The organism is Alcaligenes sp. Lyrl_28 (assembly GCF_051948705.1).
Lineage (GTDB): Bacteria > Pseudomonadota > Gammaproteobacteria > Burkholderiales > Burkholderiaceae_B > Alcaligenes > Alcaligenes ammonioxydans.
The window spans coordinates 273,934-299,492 of record NZ_JAYJLG010000004.1 but is presented as its reverse complement, the minus strand read 5'-3'; the positions used below and the strand labels follow the sequence as shown (position 1 = coordinate 299,492).

Sequence of the window (25,559 nt, the reverse complement as noted above, 5' to 3'; positions counted from 1 at the left end):
ACATTCCGCTGAAGTTCATAATGATGTTGCCGCATCAGCCCACTTTTCACTTAATTTGATTTATCTCAGATTGATTTCAAAAGCACTAGCAACAATCTCACTGCCTTCAATCTTTTCTACTGAACACTAATATCAGAAATCGTATATGTAATTGCAATTTCTTTACATTTTTACGATTCATGCTGCTGATGATAAAAATGAATACTCTGGATATTGATCCTGTAGCCCGCAGTACGTGGGAAGTACCTACTTTTGAAACACCACTATGGCTGGGCCGTAAACATCGATGGTGCGTAGTCATTCCTGTCATCAATGAAGGCAACCGGATCAGGAGCTTACTCGCACAGATGGCAAAAGCTCAAATTGCCAGTATTGCCGATATCATCATTGTCGACGGCGGCAGCACGGATGGTTCTCTTGAACTGCAATATTTACAAGAACAAGGCGTTAGTGGCCTTCTGGTAAAGACCGGCCCGGGAAAGCTCAGCTCACAGTTACGCTGCGCATACGCGTTCGCGTTGGATCAGGGCTATCAAGGTATAGTCAGCATTGACGGTAACGATAAAGATGATCCCAGAGCTATCCCGAACTTTATAACCGCGCTAGAGGAAGGAGTCGACTTTGTACAGGCCTCGCGTTTCCTTCCAGGCGGAGTTGCGGTCAATACGCCCAAATCGCGTGACTTGGCAATTCGCTTGATTCATGCGCCAGCCCTATCATTCAGCTCAGGTTTTCCGTGGACCGATACGACTCAGGGCTTTCGCGCGTATAGCAGAAAGATGCTGCTAGATCCGGAGATTAACCCATTTCGAGATATTTTCCGCGAGTATGAGTTGCTCGCTTACCTCTCACATCGAGTACCGCAAATGGGTTTTCGCTGCCAGGAGCTATCGACCAGTCGCATTTATCCTGAAGGCGAGGTACCCACAAAAATCAGCGCTGTTCGAGGAAACATGAAAGTTCTGACCACCCTTCTGCTCGCATGTGTGGGAACCTACAATGTACCCGGCACGACTAGAAGAACATTGACGAGCGTCCGGCCTCTGGCAATCGTTTGCCTGATCGGTTTTCTATACAGTGTATTAGCGTTTTTTCCAGGATGGATGAGTCCCGACTCTGTAGCTCAGTATGGGGACGCAAAGAATGACATCTATTATGACTGGCACCCCGTATTAATGGCTTGGTGGTGGAGACATCTCGATTCTCTTTATACAGGGCCTGGCTTATTTCTCATACAGAACTTAATTCTCTATTGGGGATCCTGGTATCTTTTTTCTGTTGCCAGTCGCCGGTGGCTAGGGCAATGGGCTTTGCTTATCCCTTTTCTCGGTTTTTGGCCAGGGTTACTTTTCCCATTGGGGCAAATATGGAAAGACATTGCATTTGCATGTTCCATCTTTTTTTCTTGGGCTTTGCTATTCAATGCTCAATGCTCATATCGAAAACCAAGATGGCATGAGCGACTAAGCATTTTTATTCTCTCCATATTTGCATTTGGCGTAAAAACCAATGGCGTCTTAGTTTTACCATTTCTATTCTGGTACTGGACGCATATCGAAGGCTGGAAGCGAAACAACCTATTCTTACGAAGTGGGCTCTGCGCATCTCTGGTCCTTATAACCACAATTAGCGCAACAACCCTTTTATCTGCCAACCACATCATTAAAACATACCCACTTCAATACACACAGACTTATGATTTATTAGCTATTTCCGTCAAAACACAACAAAATCTATTGCCGAATTATATTAATGAACGAATCGGAAACACATCCAAAGAGCTTAGTTCTCTTTATTTTTCCGGAGGAAATAATTTATTATTTTATAATGCATATGGCAACATACAAACCTCAGACCCAGTTAAGCTATCTGACCTCAACACGCGTTGGTTAAACGCGATTTTAGAGTACCCTGGCCCTTACCTGAAACATCGCCTAGAAAACTTTTCGGCACTGATGCGATGGAAAGAAAAAACGACTGCGGCTGTTGCTAGCCCTACAATCGTTGAGAACCCTTATAATATCAGCTATCAAAGTAATAAAATTGCCGACTGGCTTGGCTCTCACACATACCACCACCCCTGGATGTTCTTTCCCTGGCTATATATGTTAGCTATGCTCGGCTCAATGGCCGTACTGATCACACTGAATTGGAAACGAACATTTGTGATCAACCTAGGAAGTTCAGCCTTAGCCTTCGTGTTACCCCATATTTTTATCGCTCCGGCTGCCGACTATCGCTATCTTTATTACTCTTATTTTTGCACAGCAATATTATTATTTTTTTCTATTACAGAATTAATACGACGTTTTATTTTTGGTAAACCAATTTCAAATTATAATTAATCAAGAACAGCTAGAATCACGACGACTGAATTACGGCTTTGACTCAAGGTAATCCCCCCATTTTTAGCAATTGCCAGAAGTAGGCATGCTATGCGGCCATGGCCAACCGCTGTTTTGGGGTAACTCCGCCCAAGGCCATATTTGGGCGCTCATGATTGTATGACCACATCCACTGCGTGGCGACGCGCTGAACGTGATCCAGATCGTCCCAGTGATACTGGGACAACCATTCGTATCGAACGGTTCTGTTGAACCGCTCAACGTAGGCGTTTTGTTGCGGCTTGCCCGGCTGGATGTATTCGAGCTTGATGTCCCATGCGCCCGCCCATTCTACGATGGCTGTGCTCAGGTACTCCGGACCGTTATCACAGCGAATGGCTGAAGGCTTGCCTGGCCATCCGATGATCTGCTTTAGTGTGCGGATCACCCGTTCAGAGGGCAGCGAGAAGTCCACTTCGATACCCAACGCCTCGCGGTTGAAATCGTCGATTACGTTGAGTACGCGGATGCTGCGCCCGTCCGCAAGTTGATCGTGCATGAAGTCCATCGACCAGACCTGGTTGATATGCGACGGTATCGTTAACCGCTCAGGAGCCTGCCTAACCAGACGTTTTCGGGGTTTGATCCGCAGGTTCAGTTCAAGCTCGCGGTAGATCCGATATACACGCTTGTGGTTCCAGCCAAATCCTCGCACATTGCGCAGGTACAGGAAACATAGTCCAAAGCCCCAGCTGCGATGGTTGTCGGTCAGACGCAGCAACCAATGGGCGATCTCCTCGTTCTCGACGTCGGTCTTGGCGACATACCGATAGCAGGTCTGACTGATACCAAACGCCGCGCAGGCCAAACGCACGGATAGGCCTCGGTCTTGTACGGCACGTTGGGCCATCTCGCGGCGACGAGATGGCTTTACCACTTTTTTTCGAGTGCCTCCGTCACAATCTCGGCCTTGAGCTTCTCCTCGACATACATCTTGCGTAGCCGCGCATTCTCGGCTTCCAGCTCCTTCATGCGCGCCATCAGCGACACGTCCATGCCGCCGTACTTCGAGCGCCACTTGTAGAACGTCGCTGAGCTGATGCCCAGCTCCCGGCATAGCTCCGGCACCGCCAAGCCAGACTCCACTCGCTTGATGGCCTCTATGATCTGGCTATCTGTGAATCTTGATCGCTTCATGTTGTAGAACTCCTCAATGAGAAAATTCTACTTCTGACTGCATCGCTTTTGTGGGGGGATTACCGTGAACTTTCTCCCAAAGCCTGCACGGAAATCCGGATAGGCGCATCCCCGTACACCACCACGCTAAGCCTGGGGAGCAAAAATATAGTCAAAAGATAGGCAATCGGCAGCGCAATAAAAAGCGCCCACAAAAAACGCTCAAAAAAAGGAAAACGCTGAGATGTCATATCTAATTAAAAAGAGAAATCCGATTTAGAAATAGAATCACAAAAATCTATAAAAATAGACTTTATGGTCAATACCTTAACCGATAAAACGCTCAAACAAACGCTCAAAGCTTTTTACTTTCTTGGACCAATCCCATTCCTGGATTCTCTTCAACCCATCCTGCGATATGCTCTGCGCTTCCGCCGCACCACCCCGATAAAATGTCCGCAAGCGCTCTTTCAGAGCCTCTACACTGCGTTCAGGCAGTATCAAGGAGAATGGATCGTCACCTAATGCCTGCGGAACCACGCCCACATTCGTCGTTATGACGGGCACACCACACGCCATGGCCTCGAGTACAGGGTTTGGTGTACCTTCTATCTTCGATGGACATACATAGACATCCAATTTAGCGTAATAGGCAGGCATGTCCTTGTGAGCGATAAACCCTTGTTGACGATCGGCCAACTCCAGACGAATATCCAAGCCTTCCTGCTGAAGCTGCTCAACAGCGGGCTTCAAAATTGAATGAAACCCTTTGAAGTCCTCGCCAGCCCCTGCCGCCCACTTTGAGTTCCCTGCCCAACCGATAACAAGAGTACGCTTGCCCAAGGAGTCAAAGCGCTCAAGATTCACAGGTCCAAACAAACCCAAATCCACGCCATCCTCCGCCAGTTCAACTGGCGCCGGATAAACATCAATATCGTTATAGATATCCAGCAGGCGTTGAGAGCTGACGGTATATCCCTTGCACAAATCATTGAACAGCGGGATGCGTGCTTGGATTTCATCGTCTGTTAAAAACAGATGATCGTAGACCGATGTTGTGATGACGCGGTTATAAACGTACTTCTCGATAAACTCGCCAGGAGCAAACCCTAGCAAGCGCGCATAACCTTGGGCAAACTCGTGTCGGACAAGATTCAAATATTCACGCCAGAAAAAGTGGGTAACAGCACAATCAGCGGTCATGATCAAAATCTGGGCGATGTTGTCCACCACTTCCGTCGGAATGATCTGAAAGTCGTAGCGGTGCCCCAAGTGCTTGACGATTTGCCGGGCAATATTGGCAAATGCCCAGTTGTCCGAGTCAACGATCAACGCGATCTTGGGCTTGCCCAGAACGTAGCCGGGTGCAACAGCAGGCTCAGCAACCTGCTCATTGCCCTCCAGATGAGTTCCGGCTGAAATATCCAATGAGCGATGCTTGTCCTCCAGCCAGAACTCCACCCCAGTGGACCAGAACTGAAAGCCATGCTTGCGTTGCAGGTGCAAAGCGGCCTGATGCAGGATATCCCTTGTAAAACGGGCTCGTTCGTAAGCAACGTCTTCCGTCGTAACCGGCTTGGGGTGATCATGGACCAATGCAACGGCACCACTGGCTCCGACTTTGACACCTTCCTGAAACAATCGTATGGAAAAATCTATATCTTCAAAGCCAATAAACATGGCTTCGTCGTACCCCCCTTTTTTCAGGAAGGACTGCTTCTTCAGAACACACGCACCGCCAAACAAAAAGGTAGACAGAAACCCTTGCCCATCAAAATCTGCTGTTTCAACTTGAGGCGTCGCGCTGCCGGCACCCACGTGAACATGCTCGTCATCAAAGCTGACGTAGATATTGCCGCCCTTGGCAAACAGCGTTTTGCCGTCTGGATTCAGCAAAGGCAAGCTCATAAAGTGGCACCCCAATACTTCGAGGTCACTTTGAATGCGCGGCAACGGGTTACGAACGAAGTAGATATCATTGTCCAAGAACATGATCCACTCGGTCTCGACGTGCTCGATCGTCCTGTTGCGTCCGCCACTGACGCCGTAGTTCTTGCCCAGCTCAACAATTTTTATATCCAGATCAAGCTGTTCTGAAATGGCGCGCAGCTTGTTCAGCTCCTCTTTTTCTGAACCATTATCAATGATCAGAACTTTTCCCTTATATCCGGGGATCATGGAGCAAATCGATTGCATCAACTTTTCTGACAATGACACCCGATTCATCGACAAAAAAGTAATTGTCAGATTTTCCCCATTAAGTCCGATATTTGCGCCGCCCTTGCCAATCAGATCCTTGCTAAGCAAGCGGTGATTAGGCTCATATACATACGGAAGCGCGGCCAGACCCCCAACCAGGTTTAATTTATTGTCCATCCAGCTTACCTTTTGAAAGCACGCACGCACTTGATCACTGCACGACGCAGTGACTCGGGAATTTTTTCGCTAATACGACGATAGCGCCAATACCCCGTCTGCATCTCGCTGACCGTGCCTTCCAAAAGGCATATCTTGTCCCACAACCCATTGATGTTTTCACGGATGAGCTTGTTCTCAGACTGAACCGCTGCCAACAATAGTGTCTTGTTGCGCACCTCGCGATTCTCCTGCTCCAACTCCTGAACTATCTTATCTAGGTCTTGCTCCAGCTCCTTACAACGCAGGGCTAAAGCGTCCTTCTCGCTGACCTCATCATTCAGAGCAAATTTCAGGCTTTTCACAGAATCATAAGCCAAGGCATCAAACATCCGGGCATACGCATCCATTCCTACGCCGAAATAAGCAGCCCCGTAGGAAAATCCCTGTGCATTCCAGATCCCCATGAAATAACTGCTGTTTTGCGCACCCAATGGCTCCAGTTCGTCGTTTTCAACGACAAACGATGCACCAACCTGATTTGCCTTCATCCACGAATCATATAAAGGCTCGAACTCTTTTTTCTCCAGTGGAGCAGTCCCAAAGCCGAAGACAGCAGAGCCAACCCCCCAATGCACATTATTGCCCAAGACCTTAGTGCTAACAGCTTGAAACTCTTCAAGACGGTACTTGCGCAGATGGAAAGGATTCGCTTGGTCTGGCTGAGGATAGTACCAATGATCATTCGGGCAGGAGATCAAGAACACTGCGTCTGGTTTGGCCGCTCGCTTCAGTGCGATCAAATAGGTTTCATCATCTGTGACATGTTCAATGGTCTCAATCGAGACCACGACATCGAACGTACCAGGCTCGAAGAGCTCTTCCAAACGGGTGGCATCTGCCTGGATGTACTCAGCCTTGGAATCGGCGAACACTTTCTGACTTTTAGCCACAGCTTCGGCCGAGATATCAACACCCACAACCCGCTTGGCGCCTGCTCGCATCATCAAAGCCGAACCATAGCCCTCGCCACATGCAATATCGAGCACCACCTTATCTTTGACGAAAGGCAGGATGCAGGCGTAGCGCGCCAGATGAATCGTCGACTCCTGCGTCGAATGCTCGGGACGGGCAGACAGATCTAAGCGTTCCATAATTTATTTTTCAAGTTAGTGAATGCGTGTCGTCTTCTTCAGCCAACCTAAGCCTCGAAAGAAACATGTTATTTAACAGATGGGTAGAGTCTACAGCTCATGCACTGCAGAGCTCTTGCAGCAAACCGTCCATTTTCTGCCGGAATAAAGCGTTATAGTTTGCCCGATGCTGTGATAAAAGGCTCACAATCTCATCTCGATGCGCCAACACCAGATCAATACGCGCAGTAATAGCCGTCGGATTATCCACCTTCGGCTCAACCAGCAACTCTGCCAGCCGCGCTGAGACAGCCGAATACACGTCGCCAGCGGGCCCCACGATGCACGGCACCCCCAATGCCCAGCTTTCCAGCGCAGTCATGGGGGAACACTCCGTGTTGGTGACATAGAGATTCAAATCTTGTTGAGCGATCAACTGCAAAAAGTTGGGGCGCGGCATGTGGTGATAATGCCGTATCGCCTTGATGCCCAGATTCATATGTCGTACATCATCCTCATGCAGATTGGTGTTCAATACAACATCTGGCCGCCCAGCTACAGCAAGCAATTGAACATACGGATTCTTATACCAAGAGCTGATTGCCGAAAAGAGACCGATCTGAACGATAGAATCTCCGCCCTGACTCTGCTGATGGCTAACAGACAAGTCCGGCACTGGATTGAAGATATCCCAGGCTCGAATGCCGATGCGCTCCAACGTCAGGTGCAGCCCCGGCTTGACCGTCACCATTCCCTGAATCGTCCCATTGCGATAAGCGGTATGCCACATCTGAAAATGTGCCGCCTGCCCCTTATCCACCCATTGCGCGGGCGAACCATGCCACATGAAGAACTGACGAATCTGGGGGTTCAATTGATGCAGACGCTGCGCCAACGCCAAATGCAATACCGATCCACCGCTATACACTAACGGTGTCCGGAGCTTATCGGCCAGCAGAGCAGCCAGCTTATCCAGATAGGAATGGCTTTCCACCTCAGGAAACTCGGAGTCAAAGTAGGGAAAGCGCAATGCCTGTTCCCCAAACAAAGACTCGGTCGAGGCCGCCACGCCTTTCCACATTGGCGCATACACAACCAACGGTTTATCCGCTGGCCAATCCTGTAGCTGCTCTTGGTAAGACAAACCAATACGTTCATAATCCGGCGCACCCTGCTGGATGCCGCCATGCAAGACCCGGTTATAAAAGCCGGCGAAGTGCGGCGACAAGCGGTTCAAGCGCTCGACAAGCCCAAAACGCTTGGCAACTCGAACCCCTGACCTCAGGGCCGTAACGACCAGTCGACGAACTGCACTGCCCGTCGCGGCCTTGGCAATAGCTTGCTTGCGCGCCAATCCCCGCTCTTGATGCCGCGCATAGGCTGAATTCAAAAACTGTGCCCATTTGTCTAACAAGGGGCTGCCTGGGCCAAAAGCTTCTTGATAAGTCTGCCAATTACTTTGCTGGATGCAATTCAACAGCTCGGTCTGTTCACACAAACTTATCAAAGCCTGCGCAAAAGAATCCGCATTACGCGCACAAATCAGTTGTTGTTGAATCTCAGGCAGCACGTCCGGAGCGATGCCTACCGGCGTTGTCACCACAGCGCAGCCACGGGACATTGCCTCGATCAAGGTCAGAGGCGTTCCTTCTTTTTCGGAGGCAATCAGCAGAACATCCGCCCTTTCCAGCTCCGACAGGATCGTTTCATGGGATACCTTTTGCTCTGCCGAATCAAAACACACGAACTCCACATCGGAAGATCGAGCCTGCACCTGCTTCAACGCGGGACGAATGACGGAATCCAAACCTTTGTAATCAACAAAACCCGCATACTCCCCCCACTTCGAGTTGCCGGACCACAGAACGCGCAATCTCCCCCCCCCTGATTTCGTAGGAAAGGTTGTCGGGGCCGCAACGTCGGGCCAATCGAAGATCACACCATCCGGATCACGGATCAGTGGGTCACGGGCATAAACATCAAATAAATCCTGACAAGTCGTGAAGTAGCCGTCGACAAAATCAAACAAAGTCGCACGGGCCGCCAGCTCATGACTGCTTGAATATAGGTAGTCGGGGATATGCGTGGTAAAGGCATGACGGCAGAACGCAAAAAAGGCGTCGCTTTGCCCTGCAGCGGTTTTCAGGATCAGATCCAGATGCTCTCGGAAAAAAAAGTGCACCAGATCCAGCTCTTGCCCATTCACATGCGTGACGAGCGCGTTGGGATCGTCGAAGTCTTCCCAATAAATGATTTCGCACGCATCCATCAGGGGCGCCAGCCTGGCTTGCATAGAGCGGGCAATCGTATCGAAGGCCCAGCCACGGATGTCCACGACAAAAGCCATCTTGCGCGGTTTCACCACCACATCGCCCGTTACAGATAATGCGGCAGCCGGCGAATCAACGCCAACGCTCATTTCTGCTCCAAGTAATCCGAATATGCTTTAAGTCCTTGAGCAACATCTCCGATAAACTTCAAGTGGCCGCCTTCCAGCCACATGACTTTATTGCACATTTCGGAAATCACCGCTCCGGAATGAGAGGCAATAAACACAATATTGGCTTTGTCCTGAAACGCTTTCAAGCGTGCGTTAGCCTTTTCCAGAAAAGCGGCATCACCAACGCCGATAACCTCGTCCAGTAGCAGCAACTCGGCCTCAACCGCCGTAGAAATGGCAAAGGCCAAGCGGATGCGCATGCCCGACGAGTAAGCGCGAATGGGAAGATGCAGGTAGTCGCCCAAGCTGGTGAACTCAGCGATTTCGGCCGTCTTGGCCTCGACTTCTTCGGGCGACATGCCCAGCAGCATGCCACGCAACTTGATATTCTGATAGCCCGTCATGGAGTCATCCATGCCCAAGCCCATTTCCAACAGAGCGACCGCTTTGCCTTGAACCTCCAGATGCCCGGCCGAAGGCTCATAGATACCGGCGAGCACACGGAGCAAAGTGGACTTGCCCGACCCGTTCGATCCTATCAGCCCCACCCGATCGCCATCACCGAATTCGAAGCTGACGTCCTGCAGGGCTCGTACCACCGTGATGCCATTGTCGCCCGCTCCGATCCGACCCGAGGCCAGCTTGTTAAGCATACGCATTTTCATGGAACGGCCGCTCAGTTCGTAGACCGGCATCTCCACAACCAGATTCTTTGCTATTACATGTGACATTTGGCTGCTCCTAGACCCAGTACGGAATACGCGCACGATATTTACCGTGCATGAAAAGACTTAACAGGGTCCCGACAACAGCCAGCCCCAGACAAACCATCCAGCTCAGCAGCGGAACGGACGTGCCCAGTAACGGCCCACGCACCACTTCGATCAGATGGGCGAATGGATTCAAGTCGATCAGCAGCGGATACTTCTGCAGCATGTCACGCTTGAACAGAATAGGCGTGATATAGAAAATGACCTGGATGAAGCTCGCCACAATCTGCGGCAAGTCTCGAAAACGAGCGCACAGCAATGCCAACAGCGTAACTACCCACATCAAGTTCCATACCACCAGCGCAAATCCCAATATGAAGAAATGCAATTGATGAATGAAATCGATCTGGAAAATCACCAGAACCAGGATAACAATAACGAAGTTGTGTGCCAGCACAATCATGTTGCGCCATAGCGTCTGAAAGATGAACAACCCTCGCGGCAACGGCACCTGCTTCAAATAAGGACTGGCGCTGATATAGGCATTACAGCCGTCATTGATCGACGTCGAGATGAAGGCCCAGAATACGAAACCAATGGCCAGCAGAGGCAAATACTCACTCAGCTTTGCCTGAAACAAGGTTCCATATACCAACCCCAAGGCCGTCACCAGAATGGCCATGCTGATCGTCAACCAGAACGGCCCAATCTTGGACCTAGCATAGCGCTGGCGGATTTCCACCCAACCCAGCAAAAGCCAAAGGCTACTGGAGCGCAGACTCTGCGCCATATCCTGGTAGCCAACACTGAAAAATCGATTCATTCCCTAACCTAGAAAAAAACCAGCCTGTCAGCCTGTATTCAGGCCCGACGCCGCAACCGGCCGGCATAGATGGCTCCCCGCAGGGAGTCCGAAAGCAAGCGCACCGGAATTCTAATACTTAAATTTCGGGTGAACTCAAAAATGTTGGTAAACCCCCATCGCAAGAATTTACGCTGAATGGCATATTCAAGACGCGCATAATGCCAGCCACCGCGGCGGGCTAGCATGGTCCGACCTGCACGTGCCCAGACAGTAGGCTCAGGCATATTGTCCAACTGCGCGCCGTCAAGCAGCAAGCGCACCCACAACGCATAGTCCTCAAAATAACGATCATCTTGATAGCTGCCCGCATCCAGAACACGCTGCTTGCGAAACATGACCGTCATATGATTGAATGGATTGCGCAACCGGGCATAACGAGCCAGCTCAGCCTGCCCCACTGGCACGGACTTGAGAAGCAGGCCCGACTCCAGATGGCTATGCTCGAACTCCCATATAGGCGAGCTGAAGGCATCAATATGCGGATGCGAGTCGATGAAGGCCAACTGGCGCTCGAATCGATCAGGCATGCACAGGTCATCCGTATCAAAGCGCGCCACCCAATCGTGACGGCAGTATGGCAAGCCCGCCGCTAAGGCGGGACCCAAGCCACGATTTTCTGGCAGGGACACAAGCACGAGAGGCAACCGTTCCAGAAATGAATCGATTATGGTACGCAGTGATTGTGGCACGGGCCCGTCCAGCACCAAGACCAACTCATCGGGCACCACGCTTCCTTGACAAACGCTTTCAAGGGCCTGCCGGCAATACTCTGGATGGTCCCCGTGATAAGTGGACATCAGCAAACTGAATGGTATGGACATAACAAGCAAAGAAAGTGCGCAGGGCCTTTCGCGAGCATCGGGGTGGAAAACGACCGCGCGGTTTGGGAAGCGCCTCAGGCTTTCATGATGACGGGAATCGATGGGTAAAACAGTCTATGTTTGTAACACAACGTCCCATGACAGCCAGCCGTGCAGTGCAATAAAACAACGCAGCCAGATCACTACATTGCCTTGCAAGAAAACCGTCATATGCTTAACCGCATCCGGAAAAATCTCCTATTTTTACGAAGGGATTAGCGTATCGTAAGCCCCAAGAGCCTACACATTGTTCTAAGTCCCCCTAAGCCTTTTCCGCGCAGCAAGAGCGCATACCCGGTTCAACGTCCAAGGCGGGTCAAGTCGTGTAAACTTTGCCACCGCCTGCTTAACACTTCTTATGACCCATTTGCACACTAGACGCTACACCCGGCTCCACGAACAGATCCTGCTTTCGCGCACTTTCTCGTTCCTATGCGGATGGCTTCTGACCGTGGCCATCCCGGCCACCGTGTACTGGGGCCACCCCTTCTGGGAGGCCAAGGATCCAGGACGCTGGACGGCAATCACTCTTGCCTCTGTTTGTCTACTGATGTGTTATGTAAGCATTTCCCGCACGGTGAACAATTATCCGGGTGGGCAAAGCATGGGCCTTATTATCTCGAATGTCTTGTTTATCTACTTGGCTGGAGCACTGACCACCTTATTCCTGCGCATCGAGCTGTCCCGGTACATGCTATTTGCCAGTACATTCATCAGCATCAATTGGTTCATTGCTGAACACCTGCTTACCAAGCGTTATCTTAGAGCGAAGATCGCCATCATTCCAGGCGGCATGGCCAATGAGCTGATTCACTTGGGCGAGATCGACTCCCGAGTGCTGAGCGCCCCAAATCTGGCCGGAGTGCGCTACGACGCGGTAGTGGCTGACTTCAACGGCCTCGACAGCACATGGCAACGCTTCATTACTCAGTGCGTTCTGAACGGCATTGCGGTTTACGACGCACGAGCTATGTACGAGGCCATTACAGGCCGCGTGCGCCTAGTGCGCATGGCGGACAACAACCTGGGCGCCCTGCTGCCATCGCGTGGCTACGAACGACTGAAGACATTGCTGGACTTCTGCATGGTCATCTTGGCCCTGCCGTTGTTGCTGCCGCTAGTGTTGATCACCGCACTATGCATACGACTTGATAGCCCAGGCCCTATTTTTTACACACAAATGCGGATTGGCCGAGGCAATCAGCCTTTTCGCATCTATAAATTTCGCAGCATGAGGACCGAGGCGTGCCTACAAAAAGAGGCCCGTTTTGCCCAAACAGACGACCAACGCATCACTCGGGTAGGCCACATCATCCGCAAACTGCGTATTGACGAACTCCCCCAATTACTGAATGTACTTAAGGGGGAAATGGCTATTATCGGCCCTCGACCGGAGCAGCCCGAGTTCGTGGAACAGTTCGACAAAACCCTACCGTTTTATACGTACCGCCATGTCATAAAGCCCGGCATTACCGGATGGGCTCAAGTGCGCTACGGCTACGCGGCAGACGAAAGCGATACACAGGCAAAAATCGAGCACGATTTCTACTATATCAAGCACGCTTCGATCTATCTGGACATCTACATACTGCTGCTGACGGCGCGCACGGTGCTAACAGGATTTGGCGCACGCTAAGTCAGCGCTGCTCCAAGAGCAAGCAGCGCTGGCTCAGCAGCCCCATTAATACCGCTAGCATCAATAAAAAGAACATCAACGTGTTGTTGCGTATGAGCATAACCTGACTCTGGCTGTACACGACGTAGCCCAGGATCAAGCAAACGCCTGCCAAAGCGTAGCTGCGCACAATAGTATCGGGATGGCGCAGATACCTCAGAAAATGCCAAGCCGAGCTGATTATCACCCCAGTCAGCGCCAGTAAAGCAAGCCCCCCGTATCTTACCCATACTTCCAGGAAGGTGTTGTGCGTATTTGCCAAGCTGGCTGGAACCCGGCCTAGTAAACCCGCTTCAGCACGTTCACGCAGCTCCTTGCGAAAGTGCACCTCTCCCCAGCCAAGAATTGGTTTTTCCTTCAAAAGTTCCAACGACGTGTGCCAAATCGCAAAACGTGCGCCCAACGAACCCGAACTGGCAGCCCCCTCGTTTTGATACTCCGCCAGATCTTGGGACACTTCCTGTATGCGTTCCTGCACCAATGGGGAATACAGCGTAACAGCGGCCCCAGAAGCCACGATCGCTGCAAACACCAGCAAGCAAGACAATAAATTACCACGTCGCAGAAAAGCTACCAGAAACAGCATCAGGAAGACAGGAATAGCAACCCAACCGCCCCGGGTGCCCGAAAAATACGAGCCCAGCAGACCGCAGGTAGCCCCTGCAGCCAGTGCCACAATCCAGAGCCGACGATGAGCGCAGCGCTGGCAAAGCGCCCAACACAATCCTATGATCAGGATCACGCCCATGGTTAAAGCTAGGTTGCCGAACTGAATAGCCCCGGTGTAACCGTAGGCCTTAAATTCGCCGGACTGAACCATTTTCCAATAGGCGAGCACCAGTCCGCTAATTGCTCCTACCACCAGCCCCGACCAAAGCGCCGCCGGCTGGGGTGGCTGCTTCATACAGCATTGGATCAACACTATGCCCAAGGCAAACTTGGCCGGCACTTCGTAAGCGTCTGCAGGGTCTCCGTGCCAGGCTGCGGCAATGCCCCCCACCAGCACAAACAAGCCCATCCAGACCATTACCCAAACTTCCGAACGCTTAAACGAAATATGTGGCCCTTTCAACTGCCAAAGCGAGTACAACGACAACACGCCCAGCACATAAGAGTAGCCGCTTTTTGTGGACAGAAGACTGGCGAGGAACAGAAACACCAATACCGATGTAACACGATGGCCCTCGCGGGAAAAAAGGGATGCTAAAGCCATAGATTAAGAATATTCAATTGTTCGGGTTGGTATGGTCCGTTATTCGGGCGAAACTAGCCCAGACTGCTGAGTGTTCGCATTGGCTTGTTGTCATGCTAAAACTACTATGCGAAAGAAAGAGGGACGCGTGTTAAAGCAGGTATTAAATTGTAACAGAACTTCTCTGGCGTGGCAGTTTAAATCTGACTCGTCGTGGTTTCCGCTAATAACATGACACACTACTACGGTCGATCCAGTAACGCCATAGTCCGGATAGAAGCGCAGCTTAGGAGCACCGTCCATCCGAATTATCCGAAATCAACATATCATGCACATTCTCGTCACCGGCGGTGCAGGCTTCATTGGCTCCGCGCTCATTCGCCATATAATCAAGCACAGCGGTCACACCGTACTGAATCTTGATAAGCTGACCTACGCCGGCAACCTGGAGTCGCTGGCTTGTGTCGCTAACAGCGCTAGGTACCAGTTCTCCCAAACAGACATCTGCGACGCCGCAGCACTTGGCTCGCAGATTCAGCAGTTTCAGCCCGACCTCATCATACACCTAGCTGCAGAGTCACATGTTGACCGCTCTATCGACGGACCTGCCCAGTTCATTCAAACCAATATCGTGGGCACCTACACCTTGCTTGAGCAAAGTCGCCAGTATTGGGAAGGACTGAGCACGCGAGACAAGCCGCATTTTCGCTTTCATCACGTTTCCACGGACGAGGTCTATGGTGATCTGGGCAAAACGGATGCGCTCTTTACCGAGACGACCGCCTATAACCCCAGTTCCCCTTATTCGGCCAGCAAAGCCAGCTCCGACCATCTGGTGCGGGCCTGGCATCGCAGCTATGGCCTGCCGGTCGTCATCAGCAACTGTTCCAACAACTATGGCCCCTATCAATTTCCGGAAAAACTGATTCCCCATATGGTGCTCAGTGCCCTTAAAGGCCAAGCCTTACCGGTGTATGGGCAAGGAGACCAAGTACGCGACTGGCTGTACGTCGAGGACCATGTGCGTGCCCTGATCGCCGTGGCCACACGGGGAAAGATAGGTCAGACTTATAACATCGGGGGAAACCAGGAACGGAGAAATCTGGAGGTAGTACAGACGATCTGCTCCATTCTTGAGGAGCTTTGCCCTCGCAAACCGGCAGGCCTGGCCCCTTATTCAGACCTGATTACGTTTGTCGAGGATCGGCCCGGTCACGATCAGCGCTATGCCATTGATGCCAGTAAAATAAGGCGGGAGCTTGGTTGGCAGGCTCAAGAAAGCATAGAGACGGGCCTGCGCAAAACCGTACGCTGGTATCTTGAAAACACGTCCTGGTGGGAACGCATCCTAAGCGGCGCCTACCGTCTGGACCGTCTGGGAAAACAGGTGTGAAAGGAATTGTTTTGGCGGGGGGCTCAGGTACACGCCTGCATCCGATTACGATGGGTGTGTCCAAGCACTTACTGCCTGTCTACGACAAGCCGATGATCTACTATCCCTTATCCGTACTCATGCTTGCGGAAATACGGGAGATTCTGATTATCTGCACCCCAGAAGATCGGCCTAATTTCCAGAGCCTGCTAGGTGATGGCTCCCGCTTTGGCATAACACTTTCCTACGCTGAGCAGGCCTCACCAGACGGTCTGGCTCAGGCCTTTCTGATCGGAGCGGACTTTATCGGCAAGGAGTCCGTCTGCCTGATTCTGGGCGACAATATTTTCTACGGCTATGGCTTTAGCCAAATGCTGCGCACCGCCCGCAGCCGCGCTGAAGGCGCCACCATTTTCGGCTATCCCGTCAACAATCCGGAAAGCTTTGGCGTTGTAGAAATAGATGCAGAAGGCAAAGCCCTGTCGATTGAAGAAAAGCCGATGGTGCCCAAATCTCACCTTGCCGTTACCGGCCTGTATTTTTACGATAATCGGGTCGTGGACCTAGCCCGCCAAGTCACCCCATCGGCTCGCGGCGAGCTGGAAATTACCGACATCAACAACGCCTATCTCCGTTTGAATGCGCTACATGTCTCCATACTCGGGCGTGGCTTTGCGTGGCTGGACTCAGGCACTCACGAAAGTTTGATGGAGGCGGGCTCGTTTATTCGTACCATTGAACACCGTCAAGGCCTGAAAGTGGCTTGTCTGGAAGAAATTGCTTTCAATCAGGGCTGGTTACCCAGATCCGCTCTGCAGGCCCAGGCCCAGGCCTTGGAAAAAACAGGCTACGGGCAATATCTGGCCCGCTTGCTGCACCCATGATATGCACATTCATCCCACCTCTTTACCCGGCGTTCTGATTATTGAGCCGCGCGTCTTTCACGACGAGCGAGGCTATTTCAAGGAAAGCTTTAATGCGGCTCGCTATCAAACGCTGGCCGGCATTGACAGTGTCTTTGTACAGGACAATCAGTCCTGCTCCAGGGCCTGCGTTCTACGAGGACTGCATTTTCAAAAGACCAGGCCTCAAGGCAAGCTGATTGGCGTTACGCGCGGTGCCATATTTGATGTCGTCGTTGATATAGACCCCCACTCCAGCACATTCGGACACCATCTTGGCGTAGAACTCAGCCAGGACAATCACAAACAGCTGTGGGTCCCGCCTGGCTATGCGCACGGTTATTGTGTGCTCAGTGCCGAGGCGGATGTCAGCTATAAATGTACGGACTACTATCGACCCGACGATGAAGGTGGGCTGGCCTGGGACTGCCCACGGTTGGGCATCGACTGGCCCATTCCGAACCCCATCCTGTCTGCCAAAGACAAAATGCACCCGGGATTGGAGCAATTTCTGCAGCCATGACCAGGATTTTGATCAGCGGTGGGCACGGCCAACTCGGTCAAGCACTCACCCAGCAAGCCACCCACTTGCACCTCATATCTTTGGGGCATCAGGAACTCGACGTCACGCAACGCGCCTGTCTTGAACGCGCCCTGGATCGCCACCAGGCAGATATCGTGATCAACGCTGCCGCCTACACCGCGGTAGACAACGCTGAAACCGATGTCGAACGGGCATACCGAGTCAACGCGATCGCTCCGGGCTTGATGGCGTCGGTCTGTGCCGAGCGCGGTATTCAGATGCTGCACCTTTCCACCGATTATGTTTTTGATGGTCTGGCCGCTCAGCCATATGCGGAAGACGCGCCGACCAACCCTATCAGTGTCTATGGACATAGCAAACGAGAAGGGGAACAAGCCGTTCTGCGCGCCCTGCCCTCGGCCCTCATTTTGCGTACCAGCCGGGTTTTCAGCCCATTTGGGAACAACTTTCTGACTCGTCTGTTGACGCTTGCTCAGGAACGCTCGGAATTGAGCCTCGTAGATGATCAAACAAGCGGTCCGACCTATGCCCCCCATCTGGCGCGGATCGTCTTGCAGCTGGCAGAAAGGCTGCTTGCATCAAGTTCAGACACAGGCTCGTTACCGCTTACAGGCATTGTCCATTTCTCTGGCCTTCCCTGCATCAGCTGGTACGGTTTCGCCCAGGAAATCATTGGACAAGCGGTCAAGCTGGGCTTGCTGGGCACCGCGCCGACACTCACCCCCATCCCGGCCAGCCACTACCCGACACCTGCCCGACGACCTGCCCAATCAGGACTGCAGCAAGACCGTGTAGACGCCCTGCTAGGCAAGGACACTATAGAAAGAGACTGGCGCAAGGGAATTGAACACAGCCTTTTTTTTCTGCAAAAAGCCCGCTAACCCGGGCATGAAACACCCTGTCTGAGCAACTCAAACCAGGCAGACAACAAGACCAAGCCTAGGCTTGTACGCCAGATTCGAATTAAAAGCCCCCATCTCTTCTCACCCAGCGGGGCAATCAGCATCATTGTCAGTGTGATCGCTGCTGCCCCTCTGAGCCCCCTCCAGACACAAAAAAGCCACCCCTGGGGGTGGCTTTTTCTCAGACACTGCCGATGTCTGGATCAGTGCTTGCGCACGTCACGCAAACGACGTGCTGCGGCTGCCTGAGCGGCCAGCATGGCCAGCTCGGCTTCCACAACAGCGATATCGGCCTTGTCCTTGGTGTTGCGCAGGGCCTCTTCCGCATGTTTGCGGGCTTCCAGCGCCTTTGCTTCATCCAAGTCGTGTGCGCGAATCGCGGTATCCGACAATACAGTGACTTTCCCAGGCTGAACCTCGAGTATGCCGCCAGCGACAAAGATGTGCTCTTCGCTGCCATCGTCCATAACGATCTTCAGCGTGCCGGGACGAATCCGCGAGATCAGGGGAGTGTGACCGGGCAAAATACCCAATTCTCCAGCCTCGCCGGGCAGCGCCACGAACTTTGCCTCACCAGCAAAGATCGATTCTTCGGCACTGACCACGTCAACATGAAGCTTAGCCATGAGCAATCCTTATTACTGAATAGTCTTGGCTTTTTCGAAAGCCTCGTCGATGGAACCGACCATGTAGAACGCCTGTTCTGGCAGAGCATCACACTCGCCGTCGACGATCATCTTGAAGCCACGCAGGGTTTCAGCCAGTGGAACGTACTTACCAGGCGAACCGGTAAACACTTCAGCCACGTGGAAAGGCTGAGACAGGAAGCGCTGGATCTTACGGGCGCGGGCAACGGCCTGTTTGTCTTCAGGAGACAATTCGTCCATACCCAGAATGGCGATAATATCGCGCAGTTCCTTGTAGCGCTGCAGCGTTTGCTGAACACCGCGAGCCACTGCGTAGTGCTCTTCACCCACGATTTGTGGATCAAGCTGACGGCTGGTGGAGTCCAGAGGGTCCACAGCGGGGTAAATACCCAGAGCAGCAATGTCACGCGACAACACAACGGTGGAGTCCAAGTGCAAGAAGGTCGTAGCAGGCGATGGGTCAGTCAAGTCATCGGCTGGAACGTAAACGGCCTGAATGGACGTAATCGAACCGGTCTTGGTGGAGGTAATGCGCTCTTGCAGCTTACCCATTTCCTCGGCCAGCGTAGGCTGGTAACCCACTGCGGAAGGCATACGACCCAGCAGAGCGGACACTTCGGTACCGGCCAGCGTGTAGCGGTAGATGTTGTCCACAAAGAACAGGATGTCACGGCCTTCGTCACGGAACTTCTCGGCCATGGTCAGGCCGGACAGTGCCACACGCAGACGGTTGCCTGGAGGTTCGTTCATCTGACCGAACACCATGGCCACTTTGGACTCGCTCAGGTTGTCCATCTGGATAACGCCAGCATCGGCCATTTCGTGGTAGAAGTCGTTACCTTCACGGGTACGCTCACCCACACCGGCAAACACGGACAGACCGCTGTGTGCCTTGGCGATGTTGTTGATCAGCTCCAGCATGTTCACGGTCTTGCCCACACCAGCACCACCGAACAGACCAACCTTACCACCCTTGGCAAACGGGCAAACCAGGTCAATCACCTTAATACCGGTTTCCAGCAGCTCTACGGAAGGCGACAGTTCGTCGAAAGTAGGTGCAGGCTGGTGAATGGCGCGACGCTCGTCGGACTGGATAGGACCGACTTCGTCAATGGGGCGACCCAGAACGTCCATAATGCGACCCAGGGTGCCAACACCCACGGGAACGGAGATGGGAGCGCCCGAACCGGCCACTTCCATACCGCGGCGCAGGCCGTCGCTGGAACCCATGGCGATGGTGCGAACTACACCGTCACCCAATTGTTGCTGTACTTCAAAAGTCAGGCCTTTTTCTGCGAAAGCCGAACTTTCGTCAACGAGCGTCAATGCTTCGTAGACTTTAGGGATGCTGTCGCGGGGGAACTGAATATCCACCACGGCGCCGATGCACTGAACGATGGTACCGTTGCTCATGTTGAGTCCTTGCAATATAACTTTGATGGTGTGCCTTGCCGTGATTACACAGCGGCGGCACCCCCCACGATTTCAGAGATTTCTTTCGTAATCGCTGCCTGGCGAGTCTTGTTATAGACCAGCTGAAGATCGGCAATAACGGTCTTGGCGTTGTCCGAAGCGGCTTTCATCGCCACCATACGAGCAGACTGCTCGGAGGCCATGTTCTCGGCAACGGCCTGATACACCAGACCCTCTACGTAACGCAGCAACAAGTCATCAATAACCGACTTGGCATCGGGTTCGTAGATGTAATCCCAACCGTATTCGGAAGAGTTGACGCTTTCTTGAGCGACTACCTGATCACCAGCCTGGAAAGGATCTTTCAGACCGGAAGGCAGAGGCAACAAGCGAATAAATGTTGGGTCCTGCTTCATCGTATTGACAAAGCGGCTGGTCGCCAGATAAACAGCATCAATGCGGCCTTCCACGAAGTCGTCGATCTGCACCTTGATAGCGCCAATCAGACGTTCCAGGTTAGGCGCATCGCCCAAACCCACTTCCTGAGAAACCAGATTGGCACCCACACGCGCCAATGTTCCCGCGGCTTTACCACCCAGAGCCGTCGTCTGAACTTTAATACCTTTGTCTTCAAACTCGCGAACACGCGCAAGTACCAGACGCAGAATATTGGTGTTCAGGCCGCCACACAGACCTTTGTCCGTGCTGACAACCACGATACCTACCGATTTGACTTCGGCGGGCTCAACCATGTAGGGGTGAGTGTAGTCGGGGTGCGCCTGCATCAGATGCGAAGCAATCTCGCGCACCTTATCTGCATAGGGACGGCCAGCACGCATCCGCTCTTGCGCCTTGCGCATCTTGGATGCCGCCACCATCTCCATGGCTTTGGTGATCTTGGACGTGTTTTGCACGCTCTTGATCTTAGTACGAATTTCCTTGATTCCGGCCATCACACTTTCCTGTAAGGGCATTATCGGGAGCCCGACTAGGTTGTCGACTCCCGCTAATCATGACGCCGGGGTTTCCGGCGCCTGCCAACAATGATTAGAAAGCGCCGTGCTTTTTGAAGTCCTGGATGGCTGTAACCAACTCAGCCTCGTCTTCTTTAACCAGTTCCTTCTTGCTTTCGATACGCTCAACCAGAGCAGCGAACTTGCTGCGCAGGTGATCTTTCAGGCCTTTTTCGAAAGGCAGAACCTGAGCGACTTCCAGATCGTCGAAGTAACCGTTGTTCACAGCGTACAGGCTCACGGCCAGTTCCCACACCGCCAGAGGCTGGTACTGGGGCTGCTTGAGCAGTTCGACCACGCGCTTACCACGCTCCAGCTGGCGACGGGTTGCGTCGTCCAGGTCGGAAGCAAACTGAGCAAACGCAGCCAATTCACGGTACTGAGCCAAGTCGGTACGAATACCGCCGGACAGTTTCTTGATGACCTTGGTTTGAGCAGCGCCACCCACACGGGACACCGAAATACCGGCGTTAATAGCGGGACGTACACCAGCGTTGAACAGGTCGGACTCCAGGAAGATCTGACCGTCAGTAATCGAAATCACGTTGGTTGGAACGAAAGCGGAAACGTCACCGGCTTGCGTTTCAATGATGGGCAGTGCGGTCAGAGAACCGGTCTTGCCTTTCACTTCACCGTTGGTGAATTTTTCCACGTACTCGGCGTTCACACGAGCAGCACGCTCGAGCAGACGGGAGTGCAGGTAGAACACGTCGCCAGGGTAGGCTTCACGGCCTGGTGGGCGACGCAGCAACAGGGATACTTGACGGTAGGCCCAAGCTTGCTTGGTCAAGTCGTCATAAATGATCAGGGCGTCTTCGCCACGATCACGGAAGTATTCGCCCATGGTGCAACCGGAGTAAGGAGCCAGGTATTGCATGGCGGCGGACTCGGAAGCCGAGGCGGCCACAACAATCGTGTACTCCAGAGCACCGTGCTCTTCGAGCTTGCGCACCACGTTGTTGATCGTGGAGGCTTTTTGGCCCACGGCAACGTAAATACATTTAACGCCATTGCCCTTTTGAGCAATGATGGTGTCCACAGCCACGGCAGTTTTACCGGTCTGACGGTCACCAATGATCAGTTCGCGCTGACCACGGCCGATTGGCACCATGGAGTCCACGGCTTTGGTGCCGGTCTGCATGGGCTGGGAGACGGACTCACGGGCAATAACGCCAGGAGCCACTTTCTCGATGACGTCCGTCATCTTGGCGTTGATCGGGCCCTTGCCGTCGATAGGCATACCCAGGGTATCAACCACACGACCCAGCAGTTCGGGGCCAACAGGTACTTCCAGAATGCGGCCAGTTGTTTTAACTGCGTCGCCTTCGGAAACACCGGTGTATTCACCCAGAATCACGGCGCCGACAGAGTCGCGCTCGAGGTTAAGGGCCAGACCGAACGTGTTGTTCGGAAATTCGAGCATTTCGCCCTGCATCACATCGGACAAACCGTGGATGCGCGTAATACCGTCGGTCACGGATACGACCGTGCCTTGTGTACGAACGTCAGTCGACGCACCCAGGCCTTCGATGCGGCTCTTGAGCAGTTCGCTGATCTCGGACGGATTAAGTTGCATGTTCAGACTCCTGAAATCCTGTTTACTGACTCGCGCTATGCGGTCAGCGTATCGCGCATGCTGGCCAGCCGGGCCTGCACGGAAGTGTCGAGCACCTGGTCACCAACAATTACCCGAATACCGCCGATAAGGTCAGCGTCGACGGTCACAGTCGGTTTTAGCTTCAGGCCAAACTTTTTCTCCAGCCCAGCGGTCAGCTCAGCAACCTGAGCCTCAGCCATCGGGAAAGCACTGATAATTTGTGCCTGCGCCGTGCCTTCGAGTTGGTGTTTCAATAGATCAAACTGTTCTGCAATCTGTGGCAGCAGCAAGATGCGCTGGTTATCCACCAACAATTGAAGAAAGTTGCGAGCCTTTTCGGTGACCTGTGACTTAACCAGGCCCGTAAAGAGTTCGAGTCGCTGCCCGTTATTCAGGCGCGGATCGTTCAGTGCCTCGCGCACATCGTGGAGACCGGCCACCTGAGCCATTTCGGACAACAGGGCCGACCACGATTCGAGGCCCTGGCTGTCGTCGCGTACCGCGGCGAACAGGGCTTCGGCGTAAGGTCTGGCAATAGTCGATAGTTCAGCCATGGCCTGCCTTGATGTTAAAGTTCTGCCTTGAGCTGCTCGAGCAGCTGGGCGTGCGCATTCGCGTCAACTTCGCGTCGCAAGATTTGCTCGGCACCCTTGACAGCCAAGGCAGCCACTTCGCTACGCAGACCTTCACGTACGCGTTGCACTTCCTGGTTAGCGTCTTGCTGGGCCTGCGCAATAATGCGGGCTTTTTCGGCTTCAGCTTCACGACGAGCTTGCTCCAAAAGAGCAGTCGCTTGTTTTTCAGCGTCGACAATACGTTGATGGTTGTCGGACTTGGCCGAGGCTTCCATCAGGCTGATACGCGCTTGGGCCTGTGCCAGATCGGCCTTGCCTTTGTCAGCAGCAGCCAAACCATCAGCGATTTTCTGACGACGATCATCGATTGCTTTCGTCAGTGGCGGCCATACGAATTTCATCGTAAACCAGGCCAAAACGAAAAACACGATCATCTGAAAAAAGAGAGTCGCGTTTAAATTCACGGTCGTATCCCTTCAATACCACGTGTGTAGGAGGCGCTAGCGTCCTGACACATGTATGTTCAAGTCGACAAGCGGTGCATGATCAAACCGAGCAACACACCGCTAACGACGACTGCCTGCCCGTCTGCCAGGAATGGCAACGGACTCGCCTTATTACCCAACAAATGGGTTGGCGAATGCAAACAACATGGCGATACCGACACCGATCAGGAAAGCAGCATCGATCAGACCGGCCAACAGGAACATCTTGGTTTGCAGAGCGTTCATCAGTTCAGGCTGACGAGCCGATGCTTCCAGATATTTACCACCCATCAGGGCGATACCAATGCAAGCGCCAAAAGCGCCCAGACCGATGATGATACCGCAAGCAAGAGCAACGAAAGCTACGTTGGTCATGACAACTCCTTGGTTAAAAATCAGGTGTAATTCAAAAAAATCAAAGCGTTAGCAGGCCAGGCCTGCTCCCCCCAACCAGACACCATTGCCCGGTCGGAATCGGATTAATGGCCTTCGTGTGCTTGTCCGATATAGACAAGGGTGAGCATCATGAAGATGAACGCCTGGAGCAACACAATCAGAATGTGGAAAATTGCCCACACAGAACCGGCCAGAATGTGACCGATACCCAGTCCCAGGCTGGCGCCATTAAACCCTGTCCATGCGCCACCCAGCAGAGCGATCAACATGAAAACCAGTTCACCGGCAAACATATTGCCGAACAACCGCATCCCCAAAGACACAGACTTGGCCGCGTATTCGATGCAGTTCAGCAAGAAGTTGAAAGGTGCAAGCACGACAGCCATCAGGCCGCTTGCGGTGAACGGTGCAGTAAACAGCTCTTTGACAAAACCGCCGGGGTGCTTGATCTTGATGCCGTAGTAGAACATCAGCAGCAGCACGCCCAGAGACATACCCATAGGCACGTTCAAGTCGGCGGTTGGCAAAATACGGTGGTAGTACAGCGGGTCGCCATGCTCGGAAGCCAGACCAGTCTGAATGAAAATCCAGCCCAGACCGTCAACGGGCAACAAGTCCAGCACGTTCATCATGACGATCCACAGGAATACCGTCAGCGCCAGAGGCGAGACGAACTTGCGGGACTCGGCATTGGGAACAATGGATTTGGCCTGGTCTTCAACCCAGTCAACCAGCATTTCAACAAAAGACTGCAAGCGGCCTGGCACACCAGCTGTAGCGGCCGAAGCAGCACGCCACATAAAGAAAACCACAACCAGACCCATCAGCAGGGACCAGAACATGGAGTCGTAGTTGATGACACCGAAGTTGGCCAGAACATCCTGTTTTTCACCCAAGTTGTTCAAGTGAACCAAGTGATGCTGGATGTACCCTGACTGAGGCGAAATATCACTAGCAGCAGCCATCTGTATTTACCCTGTGAT

22 protein-coding genes are annotated in these 25,559 nt (G+C 52.7%); 6 read left to right on the top strand and 16 right to left on the bottom strand.

From position 1 onward, the window contains the following. The first annotated feature begins 197 nt into the window (after positions 1-197). Positions 198-2,345, top strand: coding sequence for a glycosyltransferase family 2 protein (locus tag VF694_RS11985; RefSeq protein WP_440164456.1), 2,148 nt, complete (start codon positions 198-200; stop codon positions 2,343-2,345). Between the two features lie 88 nt (positions 2,346-2,433). Here the strand turns inward: VF694_RS11985 and VF694_RS11980 are convergent. The 7 genes from VF694_RS11980 to VF694_RS11950 form a co-directional block, all read right to left on the bottom strand. Beyond that, a protein-coding gene (locus tag VF694_RS11980) for an IS3 family transposase (protein WP_440164455.1) occupies positions 2,434-3,521 on the bottom strand; the annotation gives its coding sequence in 2 pieces (ribosomal slippage) (positions 2,434-3,269 and positions 3,269-3,521; 1,089 coding nt in all). A gap of 306 nt (positions 3,522-3,827) precedes the next feature. Beyond that, positions 3,828-5,876, bottom strand: coding sequence for a glycosyltransferase (locus tag VF694_RS11975; RefSeq protein ID WP_440164453.1), 2,049 nt, complete (start codon positions 5,874-5,876; stop codon positions 3,828-3,830). A gap of 5 nt (positions 5,877-5,881) precedes the next feature. Beyond that, the gene (locus VF694_RS11970) at positions 5,882-7,009 is read right to left on the bottom strand and encodes a class I SAM-dependent methyltransferase (protein ID WP_395028882.1); all 1,128 of its coding nucleotides are present in this window, start codon (positions 7,007-7,009) and stop codon (positions 5,882-5,884) included. Positions 7,010-7,106: 97 nt separating this feature from the next. Beyond that, positions 7,107-9,407 carry a glycosyltransferase gene (locus tag VF694_RS11965; protein WP_440164452.1) on the bottom strand — a complete coding sequence of 767 codons (2,301 nt, stop codon included), beginning with the start codon at positions 9,405-9,407 and terminating at the stop codon, positions 7,107-7,109. Further along, positions 9,404-10,159, bottom strand: a complete 756-nt coding sequence (locus VF694_RS11960; protein ID WP_440164450.1) for an ABC transporter ATP-binding protein — start codon at positions 10,157-10,159, stop codon at positions 9,404-9,406. Before VF694_RS11960 ends, VF694_RS11965 begins: the two co-directional genes overlap by 4 nt. Before the next feature lie 10 nt (positions 10,160-10,169). Beyond that, positions 10,170-10,961, bottom strand: coding sequence for an ABC transporter permease (locus VF694_RS11955; RefSeq protein ID WP_440164448.1), 792 nt, complete (start codon positions 10,959-10,961; stop codon positions 10,170-10,172). A gap of 38 nt (positions 10,962-10,999) precedes the next feature. Next, positions 11,000-11,800: a glycosyltransferase gene (locus VF694_RS11950; RefSeq protein ID WP_440164447.1), complete on the bottom strand. Its 801-nt coding sequence runs from the start codon at positions 11,798-11,800 to the stop codon at positions 11,000-11,002. A 421-nt stretch (positions 11,801-12,221) separates the two neighbouring features. Here VF694_RS11950 and VF694_RS11945 point away from each other — a divergent pair, with 421 nt between their 5' ends. Next, on the top strand, positions 12,222-13,499 hold the full coding sequence (locus tag VF694_RS11945; protein ID WP_426345332.1) for an exopolysaccharide biosynthesis polyprenyl glycosylphosphotransferase: 1,278 nt from the start codon (positions 12,222-12,224) through the stop codon (positions 13,497-13,499). A gap of 1 nt (position 13,500) precedes the next feature. Here the strand turns inward: VF694_RS11945 and VF694_RS11940 are convergent, their stop codons facing one another. Further along, positions 13,501-14,751, bottom strand: coding sequence for an O-antigen ligase family protein (locus VF694_RS11940; RefSeq protein WP_440164445.1), 1,251 nt, complete (start codon positions 14,749-14,751; stop codon positions 13,501-13,503). A gap of 304 nt (positions 14,752-15,055) precedes the next feature. Here VF694_RS11940 and rfbB point away from each other — a divergent pair, with 304 nt between their 5' ends. Genes rfbB through rfbD form a run of 4 tightly spaced genes read left to right on the top strand, consistent with a single transcriptional unit; the run spans position 15,056 to position 18,429 of the window. Next, positions 15,056-16,123 (top strand): dTDP-glucose 4,6-dehydratase, encoded by a 1,068-nt coding sequence (gene rfbB / locus VF694_RS11935; RefSeq protein ID WP_440164478.1) that lies wholly within the window; start codon positions 15,056-15,058, stop codon positions 16,121-16,123. Positions 16,124-16,173: 50 nt separating this feature from the next. Continuing rightward, positions 16,174-16,986 carry a glucose-1-phosphate thymidylyltransferase RfbA gene (gene rfbA, locus VF694_RS11930; protein ID WP_230406339.1) on the top strand — a complete coding sequence of 271 codons (813 nt, stop codon included), beginning with the start codon at positions 16,174-16,176 and terminating at the stop codon, positions 16,984-16,986. Position 16,987: 1 nt separating this feature from the next. Next, a complete protein-coding gene (gene rfbC / locus VF694_RS11925) occupies positions 16,988-17,527 on the top strand; it encodes a dTDP-4-dehydrorhamnose 3,5-epimerase (protein ID WP_440164443.1) in 540 nt (179 codons plus the stop codon). Further along, entirely contained in the window at positions 17,524-18,429 is a 906-nt protein-coding gene (gene rfbD / locus VF694_RS11920) for a dTDP-4-dehydrorhamnose reductase (protein ID WP_415301964.1), read from the top strand. Before rfbC ends, rfbD begins: the two co-directional genes overlap by 4 nt. Positions 18,430-18,653: 224 nt before the next feature. On the opposite strand, the gene VF694_RS11915 is transcribed toward rfbD, so the two are convergent. The 8 genes from VF694_RS11915 to atpB form a co-directional block, all read right to left on the bottom strand. Beyond that, a complete protein-coding gene (locus VF694_RS11915; RefSeq protein ID WP_003805014.1) occupies positions 18,654-19,076 on the bottom strand; it encodes a F0F1 ATP synthase subunit epsilon in 423 nt (140 codons plus the stop codon). Between the two features lie 12 nt (positions 19,077-19,088). After that, positions 19,089-20,510, bottom strand: a complete 1,422-nt coding sequence (atpD, locus tag VF694_RS11910; RefSeq protein ID WP_003805012.1) for a F0F1 ATP synthase subunit beta — start codon at positions 20,508-20,510, stop codon at positions 19,089-19,091. Positions 20,511-20,554: 44 nt separating this feature from the next. Next, the gene (atpG, locus tag VF694_RS11905) at positions 20,555-21,463 is read right to left on the bottom strand and encodes a F0F1 ATP synthase subunit gamma (RefSeq protein ID WP_003805009.1); all 909 of its coding nucleotides are present in this window, start codon (positions 21,461-21,463) and stop codon (positions 20,555-20,557) included. 94 nt (positions 21,464-21,557) lie between these two features. Further along, entirely contained in the window at positions 21,558-23,099 is a 1,542-nt protein-coding gene (atpA, locus tag VF694_RS11900; protein ID WP_003805007.1) for a F0F1 ATP synthase subunit alpha, read from the bottom strand. A gap of 35 nt (positions 23,100-23,134) precedes the next feature. Next, positions 23,135-23,674, bottom strand: a complete 540-nt coding sequence (locus tag VF694_RS11895; protein WP_003805005.1) for a F0F1 ATP synthase subunit delta — start codon at positions 23,672-23,674, stop codon at positions 23,135-23,137. 14 nt (positions 23,675-23,688) lie between these two features. Beyond that, positions 23,689-24,159, bottom strand: a complete 471-nt coding sequence (locus VF694_RS11890) for a F0F1 ATP synthase subunit B (protein WP_003805003.1) — start codon at positions 24,157-24,159, stop codon at positions 23,689-23,691. Positions 24,160-24,312: 153 nt separating this feature from the next. Then, a complete protein-coding gene (atpE, locus tag VF694_RS11885; RefSeq protein WP_003805001.1) occupies positions 24,313-24,555 on the bottom strand; it encodes a F0F1 ATP synthase subunit C in 243 nt (80 codons plus the stop codon). A gap of 104 nt (positions 24,556-24,659) precedes the next feature. Next, positions 24,660-25,541, bottom strand: coding sequence for a F0F1 ATP synthase subunit A (gene atpB, locus VF694_RS11880; RefSeq protein ID WP_003804999.1), 882 nt, complete (start codon positions 25,539-25,541; stop codon positions 24,660-24,662). Positions 25,542-25,559 lie beyond the last annotated feature (18 nt).

Coding starts and splice junctions, on each gene's coding strand:
- rfbA (WP_230406339.1), top strand. CDS start 16,174: ATGGGTGTGTCCAAGCACTTACTGCCTGTCTACGACAAGCCGATGATC.
- VF694_RS11970 (WP_395028882.1), bottom strand. CDS start 7,009: ATGGAACGCTTAGATCTGTCTGCCCGTCCCGAGCATTCGACGCAGGAG.
- atpD (WP_003805012.1), bottom strand. CDS start 20,510: ATGAGCAACGGTACCATCGTTCAGTGCATCGGCGCCGTGGTGGATATT.
- VF694_RS11895 (WP_003805005.1), bottom strand. CDS start 23,674: ATGGCTGAACTATCGACTATTGCCAGACCTTACGCCGAAGCCCTGTTC.
- atpG (WP_003805009.1), bottom strand. CDS start 21,463: ATGGCCGGAATCAAGGAAATTCGTACTAAGATCAAGAGCGTGCAAAAC.
- rfbC (WP_440164443.1), top strand. CDS start 16,988: ATGCACATTCATCCCACCTCTTTACCCGGCGTTCTGATTATTGAGCCG.
- VF694_RS11945 (WP_426345332.1), top strand. CDS start 12,222: ATGACCCATTTGCACACTAGACGCTACACCCGGCTCCACGAACAGATC.
- VF694_RS11960 (WP_440164450.1), bottom strand. CDS start 10,159: ATGTCACATGTAATAGCAAAGAATCTGGTTGTGGAGATGCCGGTCTAC.
- VF694_RS11975 (WP_440164453.1), bottom strand. CDS start 5,876: ATGGACAATAAATTAAACCTGGTTGGGGGTCTGGCCGCGCTTCCGTAT.
- atpE (WP_003805001.1), bottom strand. CDS start 24,555: ATGACCAACGTAGCTTTCGTTGCTCTTGCTTGCGGTATCATCATCGGT.
- VF694_RS11915 (WP_003805014.1), bottom strand. CDS start 19,076: ATGGCTAAGCTTCATGTTGACGTGGTCAGTGCCGAAGAATCGATCTTT.
- VF694_RS11940 (WP_440164445.1), bottom strand. CDS start 14,751: ATGGCTTTAGCATCCCTTTTTTCCCGCGAGGGCCATCGTGTTACATCG.
- atpA (WP_003805007.1), bottom strand. CDS start 23,099: ATGCAACTTAATCCGTCCGAGATCAGCGAACTGCTCAAGAGCCGCATC.
- atpB (WP_003804999.1), bottom strand. CDS start 25,541: ATGGCTGCTGCTAGTGATATTTCGCCTCAGTCAGGGTACATCCAGCAT.
- VF694_RS11950 (WP_440164447.1), bottom strand. CDS start 11,800: ATGTCCACTTATCACGGGGACCATCCAGAGTATTGCCGGCAGGCCCTT.
- VF694_RS11985 (WP_440164456.1), top strand. CDS start 198: ATGAATACTCTGGATATTGATCCTGTAGCCCGCAGTACGTGGGAAGTA.
- VF694_RS11965 (WP_440164452.1), bottom strand. CDS start 9,407: ATGAGCGTTGGCGTTGATTCGCCGGCTGCCGCATTATCTGTAACGGGC.
- VF694_RS11955 (WP_440164448.1), bottom strand. CDS start 10,961: ATGAATCGATTTTTCAGTGTTGGCTACCAGGATATGGCGCAGAGTCTG.
- rfbD (WP_415301964.1), top strand. CDS start 17,524: ATGACCAGGATTTTGATCAGCGGTGGGCACGGCCAACTCGGTCAAGCA.